This is a genomic window from Plantactinospora alkalitolerans (genome assembly GCF_015690345.1).
Classification (GTDB): Bacteria; Actinomycetota; Actinomycetes; order Mycobacteriales; family Micromonosporaceae; genus Plantactinospora; species Plantactinospora alkalitolerans.
The window spans coordinates 24,560-44,724 of record NZ_JADPUN010000093.1 but is presented as its reverse complement, the minus strand read 5'-3'; the positions used below and the strand labels follow the sequence as shown (position 1 = coordinate 44,724).

At 69.9% G+C, this 20,165-nt stretch carries 19 protein-coding genes and 1 pseudogene; 13 read left to right on the top strand and 7 right to left on the bottom strand.

The window, feature by feature from the left end:
- Together I0C86_RS07690 and I0C86_RS07685 are read right to left on the bottom strand one after the other, a co-directional pair.
- On the bottom strand, positions 1-1,461 hold a 1,461-nt coding region (locus tag I0C86_RS07690), incomplete at its 3' end, for an NB-ARC domain-containing protein (RefSeq protein WP_230393736.1).
- A gap of 456 nt (positions 1,462-1,917) precedes the next feature.
- Positions 1,918-2,430, bottom strand: coding sequence for a hypothetical protein (locus tag I0C86_RS07685; protein WP_196200513.1), 513 nt, complete (start codon positions 2,428-2,430; stop codon positions 1,918-1,920).
- 361 nt (positions 2,431-2,791) lie between these two features.
- Here I0C86_RS07685 and I0C86_RS07675 point away from each other — a divergent pair, with 361 nt between their 5' ends.
- On the top strand, positions 2,792-3,832 hold the full coding sequence (locus I0C86_RS07675; protein ID WP_196200512.1) for an autotransporter outer membrane beta-barrel domain-containing protein: 1,041 nt from the start codon (positions 2,792-2,794) through the stop codon (positions 3,830-3,832).
- 7 nt (positions 3,833-3,839) lie between these two features.
- Here the strand turns inward: I0C86_RS07675 and I0C86_RS07670 are convergent.
- The 4 genes and pseudogenes from I0C86_RS07670 to I0C86_RS07655 all read right to left on the bottom strand — a co-directional run.
- Positions 3,840-4,040, bottom strand: a pseudogene (locus I0C86_RS07670) (transposase); the annotation flags it as partial.
- Positions 4,041-4,373: 333 nt separating this feature from the next.
- Entirely contained in the window at positions 4,374-5,216 is an 843-nt protein-coding gene (locus I0C86_RS07665) for a PhzF family phenazine biosynthesis protein (protein ID WP_323373517.1), read from the bottom strand.
- A gap of 14 nt (positions 5,217-5,230) precedes the next feature.
- Positions 5,231-5,587: a hypothetical protein gene (locus I0C86_RS07660; protein ID WP_196200511.1), complete on the bottom strand. Its 357-nt coding sequence runs from the start codon at positions 5,585-5,587 to the stop codon at positions 5,231-5,233.
- 80 nt (positions 5,588-5,667) lie between these two features.
- Entirely contained in the window at positions 5,668-5,955 is a 288-nt protein-coding gene (locus tag I0C86_RS07655) for a winged helix-turn-helix transcriptional regulator (protein ID WP_230393735.1), read from the bottom strand.
- A 146-nt stretch (positions 5,956-6,101) separates the two neighbouring features.
- Here I0C86_RS07655 and I0C86_RS07650 point away from each other — a divergent pair, with 146 nt between their 5' ends.
- The 3 genes from I0C86_RS07650 (at position 6,102) to I0C86_RS07640 (ending at position 10,123) form a co-directional block, all read left to right on the top strand.
- On the top strand, positions 6,102-7,106 hold the full coding sequence (locus tag I0C86_RS07650) for an NAD(P)H-dependent flavin oxidoreductase (protein WP_196200509.1): 1,005 nt from the start codon (positions 6,102-6,104) through the stop codon (positions 7,104-7,106).
- Positions 7,106-7,753, top strand: coding sequence for an HAD-IA family hydrolase (locus I0C86_RS07645; protein ID WP_230393744.1), 648 nt, complete (start codon positions 7,106-7,108; stop codon positions 7,751-7,753). Before I0C86_RS07650 ends, I0C86_RS07645 begins: the two co-directional genes overlap by 1 nt.
- A 450-nt stretch (positions 7,754-8,203) precedes the next feature.
- Positions 8,204-10,123 (top strand): ABC transporter ATP-binding protein, encoded by a 1,920-nt coding sequence (locus I0C86_RS07640; protein ID WP_196200507.1) that lies wholly within the window; start codon positions 8,204-8,206, stop codon positions 10,121-10,123.
- Positions 10,124-10,355: 232 nt separating this feature from the next.
- Here the strand turns inward: I0C86_RS07640 and I0C86_RS07635 are convergent, their stop codons facing one another.
- The gene (locus I0C86_RS07635; RefSeq protein WP_196200506.1) at positions 10,356-10,535 is read right to left on the bottom strand and encodes a hypothetical protein; all 180 of its coding nucleotides are present in this window, start codon (positions 10,533-10,535) and stop codon (positions 10,356-10,358) included.
- 388 nt (positions 10,536-10,923) lie between these two features.
- On the opposite strand from I0C86_RS07635, the gene I0C86_RS07630 reads away from it, so the two are divergent.
- The 9 genes from I0C86_RS07630 (at position 10,924) to I0C86_RS07590 (ending at position 20,108) form a co-directional block, all read left to right on the top strand.
- Complete coding sequence (locus tag I0C86_RS07630) at positions 10,924-11,208, top strand: hypothetical protein (protein WP_196200505.1); 285 nt, start codon at positions 10,924-10,926, stop codon at positions 11,206-11,208.
- Positions 11,209-11,374: 166 nt separating this feature from the next.
- On the top strand, positions 11,375-11,929 hold the full coding sequence (locus tag I0C86_RS07625) for a TlpA disulfide reductase family protein (RefSeq protein ID WP_196200504.1): 555 nt from the start codon (positions 11,375-11,377) through the stop codon (positions 11,927-11,929).
- Positions 11,930-12,046: 117 nt separating this feature from the next.
- Entirely contained in the window at positions 12,047-12,514 is a 468-nt protein-coding gene (locus I0C86_RS07620) for a S26 family signal peptidase (protein ID WP_196200503.1), read from the top strand.
- A 463-nt stretch (positions 12,515-12,977) separates the two neighbouring features.
- Complete coding sequence (locus tag I0C86_RS07615) at positions 12,978-15,308, top strand: ATP-binding protein (protein ID WP_196200502.1); 2,331 nt, start codon at positions 12,978-12,980, stop codon at positions 15,306-15,308.
- Between the two features lie 169 nt (positions 15,309-15,477).
- Positions 15,478-15,918 carry a hypothetical protein gene (locus I0C86_RS07610; protein WP_196200501.1) on the top strand — a complete coding sequence of 147 codons (441 nt, stop codon included), beginning with the start codon at positions 15,478-15,480 and terminating at the stop codon, positions 15,916-15,918.
- Positions 15,919-15,990: 72 nt separating this feature from the next.
- A complete protein-coding gene (locus tag I0C86_RS07605; protein WP_196200500.1) occupies positions 15,991-16,890 on the top strand; it encodes a hypothetical protein in 900 nt (299 codons plus the stop codon).
- Positions 16,891-16,904: 14 nt separating this feature from the next.
- Positions 16,905-18,242 (top strand): peptidoglycan-binding protein, encoded by a 1,338-nt coding sequence (locus I0C86_RS07600; RefSeq protein ID WP_196200499.1) that lies wholly within the window; start codon positions 16,905-16,907, stop codon positions 18,240-18,242.
- Positions 18,239-18,907: an ABC transporter ATP-binding protein gene (locus tag I0C86_RS07595; RefSeq protein WP_196200498.1), complete on the top strand. Its 669-nt coding sequence runs from the start codon at positions 18,239-18,241 to the stop codon at positions 18,905-18,907. The genes I0C86_RS07600 and I0C86_RS07595 overlap by 4 nt, the downstream gene beginning before the upstream one ends.
- Positions 18,900-20,108 (top strand): ABC transporter permease, encoded by a 1,209-nt coding sequence (locus tag I0C86_RS07590; RefSeq protein WP_196200497.1) that lies wholly within the window; start codon positions 18,900-18,902, stop codon positions 20,106-20,108. Before I0C86_RS07595 ends, I0C86_RS07590 begins: the two co-directional genes overlap by 8 nt.
- Positions 20,109-20,165: the final 57 nt, after the last annotated feature.

The following is a 20,165-nucleotide window of genomic DNA, read 5'->3' as shown; positions in this document are numbered from 1 at the left end:
GGGTCGCAGGTGCGCCTGGGCGGGGTAGAGGGCCTTCATCGCGGCGGCGGCTGTGGCCAGATAATGGTCGAACAGGCGGGTCAGGGCTGCGCGACGGTCGGACGGGCGGACCTCGTCGTGGGCGCGGGTGGTGGCGTATGCCCGGACGAGGTCGTGGAAGGCGTACCGGCCCGAGGCAGACTGCTGCAGGAGATGGTCGTGGCACAGGTGGTCCAACTGGGCGAGGGTGGTGTCGAGGTCGGCGTCGGTCAGGGCGGCTGCGGCGTAGGCGTCACTGTCCTGTCCCGGGTGCAGCGCCAGCAGCCGCAGCAGCCGGCGCTGGTCGGCGGGCAGGTGATGGTAGGAGAGGTCGAGGGCGAGTTCGACGCCGGTGTCCAGGCGTCGTTGGTGGTGGCGTTCGTCGAGCCGGTCGGCATGATCGGTGAGTGTCCAGCCCGGTGTGGCCCGCATGTGTCCGGCGGTCAGGTCGAGGGCCAGCGGCAGGTAGCCGCAGCGCCGCGCGATGCGGGCGGCCGCGGCGGGATCGTCGCCCATGGGGATGTGGCTGGCGGCCTGGGCAAGGTAGTCGACGGCCTCGTCCGCAGCGAACACCTCGACCGCCAGGTGCGTGGCTGCGTGCAGGTCGGACAGGATCCGCCGGCTGGTGATCAGGGTGAAACAGCCGGGAACCTCGGGAAGCAGCGGCCGGACCTGGTCGACGTCGGCGGCGTTGTCCAGCACGATCAGGGTACGGCTGCCGGCGAGATGTTCCCGGTAGGTCGCGGTGCGGGCGTGGAGATCGTGGGGGATCTGCTGGGCCGGTACGCCGAGCAGGCGCAGGAAGCCGTCCAGGACCGCGGCCGGGTCTGCGGGAGGCCGAGCGGGGTCAGGGTGAAATCCGCGCAGGTCGACGAAGAGCGCCCGATCGAAGCGGTGTTCCCGGATGAGGAGGTGCCCGGCGTGGACGGCGAGTTGGGTCTTGCCGACACCGGCCATCCCCTCGATCGCCGAGATCGCCATCGTGCCGTTGTTGCGTTGGCCCTGGCTGAGGGCGTGGCGGAGTTGGTCGAGTTCGGTGGCACGGCCGGTGAACCCAGCCAGGTCGGGTGGGAGCCGGTCCTGGACTCGTACCACCGTGGCTGCCTGGGCCTCCCCGCCGACCACCCGTAGCGCTTGGCGCCACTGGTGCACATATCCCTCGTCCGGGTGCAGTGCCTGCACGACCGCGGTGACGAGGTCGGTGTTCAGTCGTCGCCGACCGGGCTTGAAGCAGTCCACGACCGTGGGTCGCTTGGTCAACTCGCTGGCCGGGCGACCGGCGGCCCGCCACGCGTTGTTGACCTGGCTGGTGATCCATTCGTAGGACGGGTTACCTGCCCACACCTTCAAGGACCGCAGTCCCGCGACGAGCTCGTCGAGCGTACGAGCCCGACTGGGGTCGGGCAGGACAGCGGACGCATCGTCCGCTCGGGTAACGGTCATCGATCGATCTCAAATTACATCGACACCAACGGATCTCTCATCGTAGCCGCACGGGCACGTTCCGCACCCCGTACGAAAGGCGGACCCTACCGACGTTGTCCCTGCCGAAACCTCGTCCACGCGGTTCAATCGGCATGCTCGGTACCCGGGCTTACTCAGCGCCGTCGTCAGCGGCTGGCTGGCCACCCGGCCGTCCCCGACGCCACCCGCGAATCCGACCGCGGCCACGGCCGGAGCGCGCGCCAGACCAGCCCCGGCCAACTGGCCCAATGGATCCGCGGCCACTGGTCGATCGAGAACGACGTCCACTTGGGTGCGAGACGTCACCTACGACGAAGACCGCTCCCAGATTCGCACCGGGACCGGACCACAAGTCATGGCCGCCTACGCAACGCCGCCATCGGCGCTCTACGCACCGCCGGCGTCACCAAGACCAGGAAGAAAACCTTCCAATTCTCATAACGTGCCTTTCGGGTTCGAGTTCTGATGAGGTCCCAGTGCGACGAACCACGCGTCGTCGATGCGACGAAGCCAGATAACATCAGAGTATGGTGACGCGTCCGACTGCCCGGACAGGGTCACCCGCACCTCGGCGGCGGACGCTGTCTCGTCGAACCGTCGATCCGAGATGACAAGGCGATCACCGCCAAGTTCGCTGATCCGCCGGTTGATTTCTGTCGCCGAATCGTTCTCCGGATCCGCTATATCAGCCAGCCTTCCGCAGTTCTTGTCGCGAAGGGCCGTCACGTAGTCGGCGACCACCGCCTCGGGCGAGGCGGCGCCGTCCGGACCGCTGGACCGGGCATAGACAACCAGCCCGACGACCAGGCATGTTGCGACGACAGCGAGGGCAAAGATCGATGTTCTCCAGTTCGAGATCCTGTGCTGCGTCATGAGGTTGCGGTCCTGCGTCGGCAGGTCAGCCGTCCGGATCTCGAGCGGTGGTCGACCTGCCCACGATCCGGTCATGCAGAACCTACGACGCGGCCACTACGAACTCACCGTCGACACCCCGCCAGCGAAGAGGGTCGCTGCCGCGTTTACCGAGCTGGCCCAGGCGATCTGACCGCCGGACCCGTAAGGGGTTCGGCATGGCCCTTGATCCCGTAACGCAACAGCGCCCGGCCGGCTGGGCCTGCCGGGATCCGAGCCCAGGGCGGTGACCCGATCGGGCGGAGAACCCGGCCACTCGACGGGTGCCCAGATCTGTAGTCGGCTACGCACAATGGGTGATCGGGTCTTTCGGTGAACGTCTTCAACGCCACTAGCGAGTGCTCCAGCCGGCCCGCAGCTCGTCCCGCACCGATCCTCACACAGGGAGAAGCAGCGAATGTTGCGCCGTCTCATCGTGCTCACCTTGTCCTCGGCGCTGGCCGCGCTGGCCCTCGCCGGGCCAGCCAACGCCGTACCCCCGCCAGTCGCGCGCCCGGCAGCCGACCCGATTCCGCTCACGTCGGGCGTCGCCACGACGGCCACGATCGCCGTCATCGGAGAATCCGTGTCCTACAGTTTCGCTGGCGTCAGTGGGCAACACATCACCCTGGACGTCGGCGCTTCGAGCTGGGGTACGGGCAGCGCTAGCATGCGTCTCTATTCGCCCAGCGGCCATCAGGTCGGTGTCTTCGCCATGAATGCCAGCCCGACCTACGGTGACTACACGCTCGGCGTCACCGGCACCTGGACCGTCGTACTCGATCCGTACCTCGCCTCTACCGGCACCGCCACGTTCACGCTCGCCACCGACATCATCGGCGGGACGCTCACCCCCGGTACCTCCACCGGTGTCACCATCAGCTCCCGAGGTCAGAACGCCGCCTACACCTTCGCCGGTGTCAGTGGGCAACACATCACCCTGGACGTCGGCGCTTCGAGCTGGGGTACGGGCAGCGCTAGCATGCGTCTCTATTCGCCCAGCGGTCACCAGGTCGGTGTCTTCGCCATGAATGCCAGCCCGACCTACGGTGACTACACGCTCGGCGTCACCGGCACCTGGACCGTCGTACTCGATCCGTACCTCGCCTCCACCGGCACCGCCACGTTCACGCTCGCCACCGACATCATCGGCGGGACGCTCACCCCCGGTACCTCCACCGGTGTCACCATCAGCTCCCGAGGTCAGAACGCCGCCTACACCTTCGCCGGTGTCAGTGGGCAACACATCACCCTGGACGTCGGCGCTTCGAGCTGGGGTACGGGCAGCGCTAGCATGCGTCTCTATTCGCCCAGCGGCCACCAGGTCGGTGTCTTCGCCATGAACGCCGGCCCGACCTACGGTGACTACACGCTCGGCGTCACCGGCACCTGGACCGTCGTACTCGATCCGTACCTCGCCTCCACCGGCACCGCCACGTTCCGACTGCTGACTCCGTGACCGCTGGCTCCTCGCCGTCGAGGGTGACCCCGATCGCGGCGTAGAACGGCCGGTTCGCGACCTGCCCATCCCTGACCTTGACCACGATCACGTCAACGAACACCGCCGCATAGATCTCGTCGAGGGGTCGGTGGGACCAGCCGGTCATCTCCTCGACCACCTTGTCGGTGATCCGCGAGATCGTCTCCTTCGACACCGAAGCCCCGTAGCTCCTTAGCTGCCAGCGCCGCATCCGTGGCGGTGGTGCCGCCGGGATCGCAGTCGACCGTCTCGTACATCGCGGTCATCGGAGCGAGTGCCGGTGGCAGGTCCGGCTGCTGTGCGGCTTCGGCGCCGAGCGCCGGCGATGTGCCTACCAGGGCGGTCGTGCTCAGTACGGCCGTGGTGCAGAGTAGCGACGGTTTCAACAGTCTGTTGTTCGCCAGTGGTAATCCATTCGCAGACAACCTCCGACTACGGAGCCGGTCCCATTGAATGGGCTCGTTCGCTCGATCCGAGCGAAGAGGTCGCCGCTACCCGCGCCCGGTGATTGATGCCCGTTTCAGCCGAGATCGACGGGCGGGCCGAGGTCAACCAACCCGCCGATTCTGGCGACGATGCCGGATCCGGTGTACGTCGCGCTGGCGAGAACCGACGATGGGCTTTGGAGCGTGTCGCCCTGGTGTATTTCGATTTCGCCGTTGCCGGATGTGTCGAGCAGGTGGGCGGCGAGGCAGCCGACACTGTTGGCGTTCGCGATGTCCTCGGCGACGCCGATCGCTGGGGCGAACATCCGGGCGGTGCCCGTTCTCGCGGTCGGTGACAGCGTGTAGATGAAGCAGCCGAGGTACCCGAGTCGGCGACACTCGGTTGCCAGCCGGACGAAGTCGGGCCGCATGGACAGCAGCGTCCGGCGATCCCGAAGGGGGACGAGGAGTCGTGGCGTGCCGGGCGAGGCGACCCGTACGTCGGCGGCGATGTCCGCTCGTTCCAGGCCGAGGGCCGCGATGATGCCACCGCCGGTTCTGTCGGCGTGGTCCGTCAGGGCGATGACGCCTTGGTCGAACCAGACCTCGATGCCGTCGTGGCGCTGGATGGCGGTCGTGGCGAAGGTGCGGTCTCCGCTGCGCTGGCGGCCGTGGTGCTTCGTGGCGCCGCTGCGGTGCAGCAGGACGGCTTGCGCGGCGATGATGCCATGGCCGCAGTTCGTGAGTTCCCCGGCGCTGGTGAAGAAACGCACCCCGGGCGTATCCGCTGCGCTGGTGTCGATGAAGGCGGTATGGGAGGTGTCGGTCCTACGAGCAATGGCGTGCCGGGTGTCGTCGGTGAGCGTGGCGTCCTCGATCACGACTGCGGTGGGACTGCCGCCTTGGCCATAGCGGGTACAGGCGTTCACCACCGTCACTGGTGGGCCGACCATCAGCCGGCCGTGACGTCGGCGAAGCGCTCGTCGACCAATTCCCGCGCGCCCCGCCGCAGCTCGTCGTTGACGTCGGACGAGTCGTGCAGGGCATCCACCATCCGGATCATCATGGCTTCGCGGCCGGTCGTCCAGCACGGATCATCAGGGGATCCACAGGTGAGCGAGGTGATCTCGGCCGGCGTGAGTCCGGATCGGTCGGCGAAGACCATCACGTGGACGCCCCACCCATATTCGTAGCCGCAGCGCGCGCAGGTGTGCGGGCTGACGCGCCGCATGCCGGCCGGCATCATCGTGGCGAGTTGTGCCCCCACGTCCGGCGTGAACGGCGGTTCGAGCGCCGGGATACGAGCCATGGCCACCCTCCGGATGCTTCGGATCCAGAAGCACGGTAGCGATTCGGCTTCCGAAGCGCCAGAGGGCGGTGCTTCGCGATTCAGCCCTTGCCGTCCTCGCTCAGGGCCGAGGCCCACGCGTCGGTCCAGCGGACGAGCGGGCGCAGTGCTTGGTAGGCGCCGCGGCCGAGGTCGGTGAGCGCGTAGGCCGTGTCCGGCTGCTGAGCGACGAGGCGGGCGTCAACTAGTTCGGTCAGCCGTTGCCGCAGGACGCTGGAGGACATGTTGTCGCAACGCTGCTGCAACGCGCGGAAGCCGACCGGCCCGTGCTGCAACTCCCAGACGATGCGCAGGTTCCAGCGACGCCCGAACAGGTCGAGGGCGGCCATGAGAGGCCGTCCGGTGCTCGATCCACGTACCGGCTGGCCCGGCCGGGGTGCCGTCATCGCCTGTGCCGCCCCTCTTGATGCTTCGATCTCCGATACAGTACCGTCCGGTGCGTTGATTCGATTTCCGAAGCGATCGGGGTGGCTTCGTGAGGAGATTACGCACTGCGTTGTGTGACCGGTTGGGCGTTGACCTGCCGGTCGTTCAGGCGCCCGTGGGTTCTGCGGCGGGACCGGACCTGGTGGCGGCGGTGTCGGAGGCCGGTGGTCTCGGCATGCTGGCGCTGACGTGGCAGAGTCCCGATGAGGCACGGCGGAGCATCCGGCGGACCCGGGAGCTCACCACCCGCCCGTTCGGCGCGAACCTGGTTCTCGACTTCCCGGTGGACGATCTGCTCACCGTGTGCCTGGAGGAGAAGCTGCCGATCATCTCCACCTTCTGGGGAGACCCGTCGCCGGTGCACGGCCGTATCCACCGGGCCGGCGCGTTGCACCTGCACACGGTCGGTGACGTCGCCGAAGCCGTGCACGCCGTCACGGCCGGGGTGGACGTCGTCGTGGCCCAAGGCTGGGAGGCGGGCGGCCACGTCCGCGGCGGCACGACCACCATGTCCCTGGTGCCAGCCGTCGTCGATGCGGTCGATCCGGTGCCGGTGGTGGCCGCGGGAGGAATCGCGGACGGGCGCGGCGTCGCGGCGGTGCTCGCGCTCGGCGCCCAGGGCGCCATGCTCGGCACCCGCTTCCTGGCCGCCGCGGAAGCCGCCACCCACGAGGTGTACCGACAGCACCTGATCGCCGCCGCCGGCACGGACACCGTGCACACCACCTGCTTCGACGGCGGCTGGCCGAACGCCCCGCACCGAGCGCTGCGCAACACGACCCTCCAGCACTGGCTGGCGGCCGGCTCGCCGCCAGCACCACTGCGACCCGGCGAAGGTGAGGTCGTCGCCGTCGACGCGTCTGGCAGGAGTCGTCATCGATACGAGGACCTGATGCCGCTGCCCGGGATGACCGGTGACCTGACCGCCATGGCCCTGTACGCGGGCCAGTCCGTGAACCTCGTCCACGAGGTCCTCCCTGCCGCCCGCCTGCTCCACGACATCGCCGATCGGGCCGCCGCCACCGTCAGCCTGCTGCACAGCGCGGCCACGTGATGCCCGTTCGAGCCGCGGTGTTGTTCGACGTCGACGGCGTGCTGGTCGACTCCTATCCGGCATACCGTCGGATCTGGAGCCGGTGGGCGACGCTCCGCCACCTCGACCCGGACCTCGTCTGGTCCCACACCCACGGCCGCCGGCCTGTCGACACCATTAGGGTGGTGGCCCCGCACCTGGATGCTGCCGGCGAGTACCGCCTCGTTCGAGAAATCATGGCCGCCGAAGGCGACGCCTTTCCCGTCTACCCCTACGTCCCCGCCGTGCTGAGCCTGCTCGACGGTCACCGGTGGGGTGTGGTCACGTCGGGCCGGACCCCGACCGTGATGCAGCGGCTGCGCGCGGGCGGGCTACCGGATCCTCCCGTCCTGGTCGACAGCGGCCAGGTCCGGCGCGGCAAGCCGGACCCGGAAGGCTACCTGCGTGCGGCTCACCTTCTCGACACCCCCGCGGCGAACTGCCTGGTGATCGAGGACGCTCCCGCCGGCATCGAAGCAGGCCGGGCTGCCGGCATGACGGTCATTGCCGTCCGCACCACACACCCTGCCGAGGAACTGACCGGCGCACACCACCGAGTCGACACCCTCAGCGACACGGTCCCTTTCCTCACCGACTGGCTGAACAGGACTCGACCAGGAGCGAGGTAACCGAACAGTTCGACCTGGTGATCCTCGGCGCGGGCCCGGGCGGAGTTCTGTCGCCTCGCCGCGGCGTTCACCGGACTCGCCCGAGCGATCTGAATCTCGACCGGCATCCGAGGTTCGACATGTCTACCGACTCGAGAAGGCATCAGCGCCCTACCGTCCAACCTGGGTGCCGACAACGTTCGAGATCGTCCGGCTTCGTCCGGGGGTCTTGTCCGGTCATTCGGGCGAGGGCACGGTTACTCCAGAAATCTGATCTGACGAACCGGTTCTGGCCCACCCACGTGGGTGGGCACCGGACGCTGACTCCTGGACGGGAGAGACGCAACATGGCCAGCGAGTTGGACAGCTTCCAGGCCTTCCGACGCTGTCGTCCGTCAAGTCGATCCGCTGCGGCCGTGTTGTCATGACGGCCGACAGGCCGCGCCCAAAGGGGCCCGAACCGGCATCGGCATGAACGGGTCCTCCGACGTTGCTCCGCCAGATGACGGCGAGGGCACCACCCAGGCATGGAGCGACCGCTCGAGCGGTGCCTCGCCCGCCGGCCCACCCGCCGCGGCTTACGGCACGACGCGGCGGCTGACTGCCGCCCTGCTGTTGGCCGCGAAGGCGGCGCCCGGTGTGCTCGCGGGGTGCGCCGCGCTGACGCTCACCGCGGGGATCGTGCCGGTGGCTGCCGCCTGGCTCACCAAGCTCGTACTGGACCGGCTCGTCAACGACACCGAACTGTCCATGGTGATCGCGCTCGGTGCCGGTCTCGCCGCGGTCGGGATCGTCGCCGGGACGGTTCCGCACCTCGCCCAATACCTCCGGGGTGAGCTGGAACGATCCGTCGGACTGTTGGCCCAGGACCGCCTGTACACCGCGGTCGACCGTTTCGTCGGACTGCCGCGGTTCGAGGATCCGCACTTCCTGGACCGGATGCGCCTGGCTCAGCGGGCAGGCGAGATGGCACCCAACCAGACCGTGGAGGGGCTTCTCGGCGTCGTCCGGTCGGCGATCACGCTCTCCGGGTTCCTTGGCTCGCTGCTTCTGCTCAGTCCGATCATGGCCGGACTGGTTCTCGTCGGCGGAATTCCGACGCTGGCCGGCGAGATCACGCTATCCCGCCGACGGGCCCGGATGTTCTGGGACATCGGGCCGGCCGAGCGGCGGGAACTGTTCTACGCCCAACTGTTGTCCAGCGTCGAGGCCGCCAAGGAGGTGCGGCTGTTCGGAATCGGGCCGTTCCTGCGTGGCCGCATGTTGGCTGATCGCCGAACCACCAACTCGGCGAAGCGGGCGGTCGATCGGCACGAGGTCGTCGTACAGGCCGGGTTGAGCCTGATCGCGACGGTGGTGTCCGGCGCCGGTCTGCTGTGGGCGGTCCGTGCCGCCCAGGAGGGCGGGCTCACCGTCGGCGACATCGCCATCTTCATCGCCGCAGTCGCGGGCGTACAGGCGGCCCTGACCTCCATCGCGGGCGACGTCGCCCGTTCCCACCAGGCGCTTCTGCTGTTCGACCACTATCTCACCGTGACCACCACCGGGCCGGACCTTCCCGGGGCTGACGTGCCGCAGCATCTGCCGGTACTGCGCCGGGGCGTCGAGTTGCGTGACGTGTGGTTCCGTTACTCCGACGAGCATCCCTGGGTACTGCGCGGCGTCGACCTGTACATCCCACACGGCCAGGCGCTCGGCCTGGTGGGGTTGAACGGCGCCGGAAAGTCCACCCTGGTGAAGCTGCTCTGCCGCTTCTACGACCCTACCCGGGGGTCGATCACCTGGGATGGTGTGGACATCCGGACGGTGGACGTGGCGGATCTACGCCGCAGGATCAGCGCTGTCTTCCAGGACTACATGCACTACGACATGACAGCGGCGGAAAACGTCGGAGTCGGCGACCTCGAGAGCCTCGACGACCTGGCACGTATCGAGAAGGCAGCTCGGCACGCCGGTATCCATGACACGTTGACGGCATTGCCGCACGGATACCGGACCCTGCTGTCCCGGATCTTCTTCATGGAATCCGAGAAGGGCAACCCCGAGACCGGAGTGGTGCTCTCGGGGGGCCAGTGGCAGCGGCTCGCGCTGGCCCGTGCGTTCCTACGCGACCGACGCGACCTAATGATCCTCGACGAACCCTCGGCCGGACTGGACGCCGAGGCCGAATACCAGATCTACTCGTCGTTGCGTAAGTACCGCGACGGGCAGACCAGCCTGCTGATCTCGCACCGACTCAGCGCTGTCCGCGACGCCGAACACATCGTCGTCCTCTCTGACGGCCAGGTGGCGGAACAGGGCGATCACCTCACACTGATGACAGCCCGCGGGTTGTACGCCCGCCTGTTCAACATGCAGGCCGCGGGCTATCAGAACGAGCCGCCGGAATGACGGCCTCGCGCGGTCGGTGACCATTTCGGTTGACCGACGGCCCGCACAGGTCGGTCGGTACGGGAAGCCTACGACCTCGTGTGGTTCGGCCACGCCGGCCTCCGGAGTCCACCGGGTGGCCCCGCCCACGGATGGGAGCCTCACAGTGAACACCCGCGACCGCCGGACGGCGCCGACGGTCACGTCGGCGCCGTCCCGAGCACGGCGCCGACAGCAACGCGACGGCAAACGACTAGTTGACGAAACAGCCGCCACATGTGGTCCGGCAGGTGGAGTCGGTGCAGCACTGCCGCACCTTGCCCGGCCCACAACCCGAGCTGGTGTAACTGCATCCGACCGCGCAGGCGGCCGCGACGGTCTTGGGTACGAACAAGCTGAGCAACCGATCGCCGAGCGAACCGATGTGCCGCATGAAAACTCCTTATGGGAGAACAGAGGTGATCAGGAATTGAGTAAACCCGATCGACGACCTCGTTGAGAAGCCGTCGTGTCGTTCGGGACCGTTCGAAATCGTCCGGAAAACCCGAACGGATTCGTACGAACGCGGACGGGCGAACGCCTACCGTCATCACCAGGAAGATCGGTAGGGTCACGATCAGAATCACTCGGACCACGGATAGCGAATTCCATATCGATATCAGCACGTCGGATGCGCTCACGGGGCCGCGGCCCGGGGATGCGGCGGAGAGGAGAACGGCCATGACGAAGATGCTGGGAAGCCTGGCCGATCGGCTGGTTACGGCATTCGTGCCGAAGACCACGGCGGGCGCCTGCCCGTGTAACGACTGCTACTACACCTCGTGCGTCAGCCCTGGCTTCGGCGGCTGCCGGCGTTGCTGTACCAACTGCAACTGCACCAGCACGACCTGCTCCGGCTGCGGATACCCATCGCAGTACTGCTGATCGCTCTCAAACACATGATCGCGCTGAGGGTGCCCTTCCGAGCCCCACGCCGCCGCCTGCCGACCGGCCTGCGGGCCGTCGCGCTGGCACTGCGGCGCGGTTCGGGCGAGACCACGTCTGATTCGGCACCACGAAGCAACCGCGCGACGTTGGCCGTCCGGTGTGGCACGTGGTGCTGCTGATCGCCCAGGCGGTGTGCCAATCGCGGTGGCCAGTGCCGGTCTTCCCGCCGCACCTGGGAAGCGCCGGTGGCCGTGATGGCCGGCGCGGCCGCCGTCCATCTGGACGGCCTCTGCACGCCCGGGCCGGCATCCCGGCCCATCCGTCAGCGTCATCCCGAGGAGCCGCATGAATATTCTGGTGCCCTTCACCGTCCTGATCGCGGTGGTGGCCCTCGTCAACCTGGTGTTCACCCTCGGCGTGGTCCGGCGGCTGCGCGAGCACACCACGATCCTCGACCAACTGGGTGACGACGCCCGTGCCGGCCGCAACATGCTCGGCCCGGGCCGGTCGGTCGGGGCGTACGCCGCGACGGCCGTCGACGGCACACCGGTCTCGAGTGCCGAGCACGACGGCCTGCTGCTGGTCGGCTTCTTCTCGCTCGGCTGCCAGCCGTGTACCGCCAAGCGACCGGTGTTCGCCGGGCGGGCGCGGGAGCACCCGGGTGGCCGCGACCGGGTGCTCGCCGTGGTGGTCGGCGACGACGGCGACGGCGAGGTGATGCCCTATCTCGACGAACTCACGCCGGTGGCGCGGGTCGTACGGCAGTTGCCGACCGGCGAGTTGCCCACGGCGTTCCGCGTTGACGCGTACCCGGCGTTCGCGCTGGTCGACAGCGCCGGCGTGGTACTCGCCAGCGGCTCCGCGATACCCGACCTGTCCACCGTCGGTGCCAGTGCCTGACGTGACACCAACCGCCGCCACGGTCGGGCCGCGGGGCTCCGTGCCCGACCTCGGCCATGTGGTACGCCTCGACCGGTGCCGCGACGAGCTCGATGACGGTTGGGCCGTGGTGGTGAGGTGAGCGTCCCCTGGCTCGGCATCGGCATCGGCATCGCTGTCGCCGTCGCCGTCGCCGTCCTGCTGCTGCGCCGCACCTTCGTGGTGGTCACCGTGTCCGGAGAAAGCATGTTGCCGACCCTGCGCCCCGGAGACCGGGTCCTGGTCCGCCGAGTGCCGCTGCGTCGTGTCCGCCGGGGCCAACTGGTCGTCATCGAGTCACCGGCCCGAGGGCTGCCGATGCCGGAAAACCCGCCCTGGCTGGTGAAGCGAGCCGTCGCCCTTCCGGGGGAACCGGTGCCTTCCGAGATGCCGGCGCTGCCCGAGACTGACGACGGAAGAGTGCCCGCCGACCGGTTCGTCATCCTCGGCGACAACATTCTGCGCAGCTTCGACTCGCGGCGTGCCGGCTACTTCAGCGCCGACACCCTGCTCGGTGTGGTCGTTCGCCGGATGTCGAGCCACAACTCGTCGGACGGCGGTCGTTGAATGGCTCTGTGGCGTCGGTCGCGCCCGGCTGTCCGGACAGTCCGTTGGTGGGTTGTCGGGAGTTGCGTCGGGAGGCCCCGGGCGCGGTGCGCGTCTGGATGAACAGATGCGGGTTGGCGGTGCGCGGCCAGGTGGCGGCACGGTAGTCGAGGTGGGCCGACCAGTCGGGCCAGGACGGGGTGGTCGAGCGGGATGACGCGGCCGTCGAGGGTCGCCCCCGAGTGCAGGGCGAACTCTTCAACCTGGGTTACCTGGTCCGGCGGGCACCGTGTGGACGATGGTGACCGGGTCACTCAGTTCAGGTACCTGATCCGTGACCGCGACAGCAGGTACGCCCCGCCGGTCGACGAAGCTTCCGCACCGAGTCATCGGCCGGCGAGCTGGACCGATGAGCGAACCGATGCGACTTCGATGAAGCCGGACTGTGACGCTGGCCTCCACAATGGTGGAGGGACGCGAGCCGATGACCATAGCCGGACGTACGGCAATCATCCAGTTCGTCGACGAGCTGAAGGTGCTGCGGCGCCGAGCCGGCGAGCCCTCACTGAACAGAGTGGTGTTCCTCACCGCGAACCTGCCGCATCCGTTGCCCCGCTCCACGATCAGCGACAAGCTGAACGTCCGGTCGCTGCCGGACTGGGAGTTCGTCGCGTCGTTCGTGAACGCCTGCGCCGCGCACGCCGACCGGGCCGGGGCACCGCTGCCGGCGGAGGCGGTCGACCTGAGCGAGTGGTCCACCCGGCACGTGCGGATGCTGCGCGCGGTCGAGGGTGCACTGGCCGCCGACCGGCTGGCCGCTCGCGCCCGGACCGAGATTGACCGGCACGCCCCGGGACCGGTCGTACCACGACAGCTGCCGGCGGCCCCGCAGCAGTTCGCCGGGCGGACGGCTGAGCTGGCAGCGCTGGATCGGACTGCGCTGGCGGCCGTCGCACCGGGCGGCACCGGGGTGGTCTCCGCGATCAGCGGGACGGCTGGAATAGGCAAGACCATGCTCGCTCTGCACTGGGCGCGCCGGGCGGCGGGCCGCTTCCCGGACGGACATCTCCACGTCAACCTGTGCGGCTACGGTCCCGGCGCACCATTGACGCCTGCCGAGGCGATGCGCGGCTTCCTGGCGGCGTTCGCGGTGCCCCCGTCGGAGATTCCGACGACCCTCGACGGGCAGATCGGCCTGTACCGCAGCCTGCTCGCCGGCAAGCGGATGCTGGTGGTGCTGGACAACGCGCGCAACGCCGAGCAGGTCCGGCCGCTGTTGCCCAGTTCGGCGGGGTGCCTGGCCCTGGTGACCAGCCGCGATCGGCTCGCCAGTCTGATCGCGGTGGAGGGTGCCCACCCACTGCGACTGGACCTGCTCACCCCGGCCGAGTCGCGCAGCATGCTCGCGGACCGCGTCGGGCCGGACCGCGTCCGGGCCGAGCCCGAAGCCGTGGATCGGATCATCGCCGCCTGTACCGGCCTGCCCCTGGTCCTGGCGATCGTGGCCGCGCGGGCCGCCACCCATCCCGGCTTTCCGCTCGCCGACCTGGCCGGCGAGCTGACCGGGGCCCGCGGTCTGGACGCGTTTGCCGGCGGCGATCAGGCGGTGGACGCGCGCCGAGTGTTCTCCTGGTCGTTCCGCGGTCTGGATCCGCCGGCCGCCCGGCTGTTCCGGTTGTTGGCCAAGCACCCGGGTCCGGACATCGGCACCGCGGCCGCCGCCAGTCTGGCGGAGGTGTCGGCCCGCGAGGCGCGTCGGTTGCTGCGGGACCTCACCGACGCGCACCTGCTCGCCGAGCACCGGCCCGGCCGGTTCGTCTGCGACGACCTGCTGCGGGTGTACGCGGCGGAGCTGACCGAGGAACTGGACAGCGCCGAAGACCAACGGGCGGCCACCCACCGGATGCTGGACCATTATCTGCGCACCGCCGACCGGGCCGCTCGGCTGGTGGATCCGTACCGGGCCGTGCTCGAACCACCCGAGCCGTCGGCCGGCGCGTCACCGGAGGAGGTGGCGGACACCGTACAGGCGCTGACCTGGTTCAACGCCGAGCACCGGGTGCTGCTGGCCGTCGTGGCTCAGGAGGACGCCGGCTTCGATCTGTACACCCACCGGTTGGCGAGGACGCTCTCGACCTACCTGTATCAGGCGGGGAAGTGGCCCGACTGGGTGTTGGTGGAGGAGGCCGCGTTGCGGGCCGCCCAGCGCAGCGGCGACCGCCGGGAGCAGGCAGTTGCCCACCGCGGCCTGGCCCGTGTCCACCTGCGACTCGACCGCGGGGAGACGGCGCTCGCCCACCTCCGGCTGGCGCTGGACCGGTACGCCGAACTCGGCGACCGGATCGGGCAGGCGCACACCCAGCTCAGCCTGGCCGAGGTCTTCGACCAGTCCGGCCAGCACCAGATGGTGTTGCGGCACAGCCGGCTCGCCCTGGACGGCTACCGGGCCGCCGACCATCCGGCCGGGCAGGCGAGGGCGCTGAACAGCATCGGCTGGAGCCTCAGCCAGCTCGGCCAGCACCAGGAGGCGGTCGGCTACTGCCGCGAGGCCCTCGACCTGCATCTGGGGCTGAGCGACCGGAACGGCGCGGCGTACAACCAGCCGGAAGAGGGCGTCACCCTCGGCCACCTCGGCGACGTACTGGCGGATGCGGGCGACCTGGACGCGGCACGGGACACCTGGCGGCGTGCGGCGGAGCTGCTCGACCGAGCCGGCCGGGCCGGGCAGTTGGCCACGGTCCAGGTCAAGCAGGACCGCGTAGACCCGGTCGAGCAGGACCGCGTAGACCCACGATTGTCTGTCGAGCTGGTCTGACGTCGGCCTGTCTGACGGGTGTCCGGAGTCCTCCCGGATCCAGCCGGACAGCCGGCACGGGTGCCATGGTTTGCGACAGATGAGCGGCCGCAGTGCACCGGATCTGAGCGGCTCACCGGACACACCACGCGGGCCCGGACCACATCGGGCCCGAACACAAGGAGGACTCATGAAGGTATCCGATCTCGTGGCGCGAGCCGCCAAACGTGGGGCGATCGTGGCGTTGGCCGCAGGCGCCATGGTCGGCGGCACGGCCACGGCCGCCCTCGCCGACGAGGACGGCAGCTACAACACGGGCGAGTTCGTCGTCTACCAGTTCGGCAATTTCGGCGGAGGCGTCTACGACACCTCGCTGAACGTGATCGCCCATTACCAGAACTCCGGCGAGAGGTACATCAACACCCCGACCACGATCAACGACTCGCCCGACAGCTCGAGGAACGGACACACCCACCGGATCTACCTGTACGAGCACTCGAGCTGTGAAGGCAGCCTGGTCACGCATCTGGGGCGGCTTGAGCCGACCACGCCCACCGTTGGCTCGTCGTACTCGAGCCTCGGCTTTCTGAACAACAAGGCCAGCTCCCACTCGAGCTCCCAATCCTGCTGATCAACGCCAGTCGTGTGCGTGTGGGAGGTCCGCCTCCCACACGCGCCGACCCACCTCGAGAAGGACGGACTGATGCGCCGAGAGAGAGTGTTGTTGAGCCTCGCCGGGGCGCTGCTGCTCGGGCTGGGCGGATGCCAGGGTGAGCCGTCCTCGGCCGCCGGCGAGCCGCCGCTCGGGCCGGTGCCGACCATTGGCGACGCGCGGGAGATCACCCTTCCGCTGGACGCCTACCTGGCGGTGACGCTGAAGTGGCACGTGCCCGATCTGGCGATCAACCGGCTGGGCCGGGACTGCATGCGCCGGCTCGGGCTGGACTGGCCCGTCATCGGCCTCGTTCCGCCGGACTCGACCGCTCCCCGCTACGGCCGGCGGTACGGCATCTTCGACGCGGACCGGGCGGCCCGTCACGGCTACAAACCGCTGCCCCCGGCGAACTCGGCATCGGCCGGCGGCGAGGAGGGGCCGCGGCAGGAGCGCGAGCCGACCGAGGTGGAGACAGCGGTGTGGACGGGGCGCGGCGAGAGCAAGGTCAACGGGCTGCCGGTTCCTGAGGGTGGCTGCGGCGCCGAGGCGCTGCGGGCGCTGGCCGGCGGTATCGAGCAGCCGCCCGAGACCCGGGTCGAACTGCTGGCCGACGAGGCGCATCAGCGGGCCGAGCAACACAGCCGGATGATCGCCACGTTCGAGCGGTGGAGCCGGTGCATGAGCCAGCGTGGATTCGACTACCGCAAGCCGTCGGCCGCCAACGACGATCCCCGGTGGAACACCGAGCACGCCACGCCGGCCGAGATCGAGACGGCCAAGGCCGACGTCGCCTGCAAGCTGGAGACCAATCTGGTGGGCGTCTGGTACGCCGCCGAGGTGGCGTACCAGACGCGGGCGATAGAGAAGAACGCCGCCCGGCTGCAAGCGGTCAAGGACTACCACGACGCGGTCCAGCGCAACGCCGCCAAAGTCGTCACGGCCGGCTGACGGGTGGGAAGACAATGATCGGGCGAAGCGGGCGGCGCAGCGTGCTGGTGGTCGCGATCGGCAGCGCCGTCCTGTCCACCGGGGGCCTGGTCGCCTCGACGTTCGTGCGGTCACCGCAGCAGATGGCCGCGAATGCCCGCGCGCCGCAACCGTCGCTGATCACCGCCGTGGTGGAGCGACGGGTGCTGGAGAGCACGCTGGTGACCCGCGGTCAGGTGGCCCCGGCCACCACGATCGAGGTCAGCCCGGTCGCGGCGCAGGGTGCCACCATCCAGGTCGTGACGGCGGTGCGGGTGCGCCCCGGCGACGAGGTACAGGTCGGCCGGGTTCTGCTGGCCGTGTCGGGCCGGCCGGTGATCGTGCTGGCCGGGGCGGTACCGGCGTACCGGGACCTGAAGCCCGGTGACTCCGGCCCGGACGTGCGGCAGGCCCAGACGGCCTTGCGCCGGCTCGGCCTGGACACCGGCGGCGACCGCGCAGGGGTGTTCGGACCGGGTACCAAGGCGGCGGTGCGGCGGCTCTACGCGCGGCTGGGTTACGACGTCCCGGACACGGGCGGACTCGCCGGCCGGGGCGACCTGGAGGCACTCGACGCGGCCGCAGACGCCGTGGCGAGCGTCCGGCGGGAGGTTGACGCGCTACGGCGGCGGATCGCCGCGGACGACACCGCCGAACCGGGCGAGCAGCCGCTCGCCCAGCAGTTGGCGCAGGCGCAGGATCGGCTGGCCCGGGCCCAGCGCAAGGAGGCCGACCTGGTCGCACACACCGGTCCGATGCTGCCGCTGAACGAGTTCGTGTTCGTGCCGGCGTTCCCGGCGCGGGTGTCCGCGGTGGCGGCCCGGGTAGGCGACCAGGTGAAGGGGTCGCTGGTCAACATCGCGGCCGGGCCACTCCAGGTGGTCGTCAAGCTGCGGCCGGACCAGGCGGCCCTGGTCCGGCCGGGCATGCCGGCGCAGATGACCGCCGAGATGCTCAACCAGCAGGCAAGCGGGCGGATCGAAGGGGTCGGCACCCTGACCACCCCGATCGCCGAGGGCCCCGCCGAGGGTGGAACCGAGGCCGCGTACCACCCCATGACGGTGACGTCCGACAAGCCGCTGCCGGCGCCGTGGTCGGGTGGCGACGTACGGGTGGCGCTGACCGCGGCACGCACCACGGCCGCCGTACAGGTGGTGCCGTTGTCCGCGGTATCCGCCGGCGCCGACGGGCGCACGAGCGTGTCGGTGCTGTCCGGTTCCGGCGCGGCGCGCCGGATCGAGGTCCGCGCCGGTGTCTCCGGCGACGGGTTCGTGGAGGTTGCGCCGGTGGATGGCGTGCTGCGGGACGGCGACCGGGTGGTGGTCAGCGGATGACGCCGGTGATCTCGTTCAGCGGGGTGGGGCTGACCTACCCGGGGCCACCTCCGGTGCGGGCGCTGCGCGATGCCAGCGTGACAGTCCGGCCGGGGGAGTACGTCACCGTCGTCGGCCCGTCCGGCTCCGGCAAGTCGACGTTCCTGAACGTCGCGGGGCTGCTCGACCGACCCACCGAGGGCGTGTACGAGTTGGACGGTGTCGACGTCAGCCGGCTGCGTGAGCGGCAGCGGGCGGCGCTGCGTGGGCAACGGATCGGGTTCGTGTTCCAGTCGTTTCACCTGCTGCCGTACCGAACCGCGACGGAGAATGTCGCATTGGCCCGGCTGTACGCGGGTGTCCCCCGTCGACAGCGGGCGACTACCGCGGTCGAGGCCCTGGACCGGGTCGGCCTGGCGCACCGCCGGGACGCGCTGCCACTGGTCCTGTCCGGCGGCGAACGCCAGCGCGTCGCGATCGCCCGCGCCCTGGCCCAGCGGCCAAGTCTGCTGCTGTGCGACGAGCCGACCGGCAACCTGGACTCCGCGACCGCCGAGAACCTGCTCGAACTGCTCGACCAGCTGTGCGGCGACGGCCTCACCCTGGTGGTCATCACGCACGATCGGCAGGTGGCGGCGCGCGGGCAACGTACCCTCACCATCCGGGACGGGGTCCTGGATGAGTAAGGGCAGCCGGCCGTCGCTGCGCGACCTGCTCGGCGAGGCGCTGGCCGGCCTGGCGCAGCGGCCGGCGCGGTCGGTGCTGACCATGCTGGGCACGGTGCTCGGCACCGGGGCGTTCGTGGCGATCCTCGGGCTGACCGCCACCGCCGCCGGGCAGATCGACAGCCGGTTCACGGCGCTGACTGCCACCGAGGTGACCGTGGAGGACATCGGCGGGGCCGACCCGGCGGACACAGCCGCGTCCTTCCCACCGGACGCCGCGGCGCGGATTGCCGGACTGAACGGGGTGCGGCATGCGGGTGTGTACTGGCCGGTGCCGCTGTCCGCGCCCCGGTTCGCCGCCGCGCCCGGTGCGGCGGCCGATCAGGATGAGCTCACGCTCGTCGCCGCGGAACCGTCCGCTCTGGCCGCTGCCCGCCCGACGCTGCGGGCCGGCCGGCTCTACGACCGGTTCCACGCCGGACGCGGGGAGAACGTCGCGGTGCTCGGCGCGGCGGCGGCCGGCCGGCTCGGCATCACGCGTCTGGACGGACACCCTGCCGTGTTCGTCAACGGCACCCCGTACACCGTGCTGGGGATCATCGGTGACGTCCAGCGGTTGCCGGACCTGCTGCTCTCCGTGATCATCCCGACCGGGACCGCGTTGCGCGCGTACCAGCCGCCGCACGAGCAGCGGGCGAAGATGCTGATCGAGACACGGCTCGGCGCCGCCGCGCTGGTCGCGTCGCAGGCGGCCCTGGCCCTGCGACCGGACGCGCCCGGGCGGTTCAGGGTCATCGCGCCGCCCGACCCGCAGTCGCTGCGCGCCGGCGTGACCGGCGACCTCAACTCGCTGTTCCTGCTGCTCGCCAGCATTTCGCTGGTGATCGGTGCCGTCGGGATCGCGAACACCAGCCTCGTCGCGGTCCTGGAACGCACCAACGAGATAGGTCTGCGTCGCTGCCTGGGTGCCCGGCCGATGCACATCGCCGCCCAGTTCCTCACCGAATCGACCGCACTGGGCCTGCTCGGCGGCCTGGTCGGGGGCAGCGTCGCCGTGGCCGCGGTGGTCGGCACCGCAGTGCTGCGGGACTGGACCGCCGTACTGGCCCCGTGGACGGTGGCCGCCGCCCCGGCCATCGGTGCCGGCGTGGGGCTCGTCGCCGGCGTGTATCCCGCGCTGCGCGCCGCCTGGATCGAGCCGGCCGCCGCGCTGCGCCGCTGAGCCCGGCCGCATCCAACAACATCCGATCAGGTACGAACCGATCGGCGGGTACCGGCG